Origin of the sequence: Delftia sp. DT-2 (assembly GCF_028401915.1) — a bacterium.
GTDB lineage: Bacteria > Pseudomonadota > Gammaproteobacteria > Burkholderiales > Burkholderiaceae_C > Comamonas > Comamonas tsuruhatensis.
Genome location: NZ_JAQOTI010000072.1, coordinates 1 through 741, shown reverse-complemented (window position 1 = coordinate 741; position 741 = coordinate 1). Strand labels below are relative to the sequence as shown.

The 741-nt window shown below is 67.3% G+C and carries 1 protein-coding gene; it reads left to right on the top strand.

Translation table 11 applies throughout. The features are described 5' to 3' along the window. A partial coding sequence (locus PO605_RS30875) for an AMP-binding protein (RefSeq protein ID WP_272207356.1) occupies positions 1-741 on the top strand: 741 nt, incomplete at both ends.

The window sequence follows — 741 nt, the reverse complement described above, 5'->3', positions numbered from 1 at the left end:
GGCCTGCTGGCCATCCTCAAGGCCGGTGGCGCCTATGTGCCGCTGGACCCGGATTACCCGGCGGACCGGCTGGCGCACATGGTCGAGGACAGCGGCATTGCCCTGGTGCTGACGCAGGCTGCGCTGCGCGAGCGCATTCCCGGCGCTGCTGCGCTGCAGGTGCTGGAGATCGACATGCTGGACCTGTCGGGCGAACCCGATACCGATCCGCAGGTCGATGTCCCGGCCGACAGCCTGGCCTATGTGATCTACACCTCGGGCTCCACGGGCCGTCCCAAGGGCGCGCAACTGAGCCACCGCAACGTGGCACGGCTGCTGGACGCCACCGATGCCTGGTTCGGCTTCGGCCCGGACGATGTCTGGACCCTGTTTCACTCCTACGCCTTCGACTTCTCGGTCTGGGAGATCTTCGGCGCCCTGTGCACGGGCGGCCGGCTGGTGGTGGTGCCGTACTGGGTCAGCCGCTCGCCCCAGGACTTCCTGGCTTTGCTGCGTGCCGAGCGCGTAACGGTTCTCAATCAAACGCCTTCGGCCTTCGGGCAGCTGGCGCATGCGGTGGAGCAGGATGAAGAAGGCGGCTCCGGCCTGTCCCTGCGCCAGGTGGTCTTTGGCGGCGAGGCGCTGGAGCCCGAGACCCTGCGGCCCTGGTTCGACCGCTTCGGTGACGAGAGCCCGCAGCTCATCAACATGTACGGCATCACCGAGACCACGGTGCATGTGACGTACCGGGAGATCACCAAG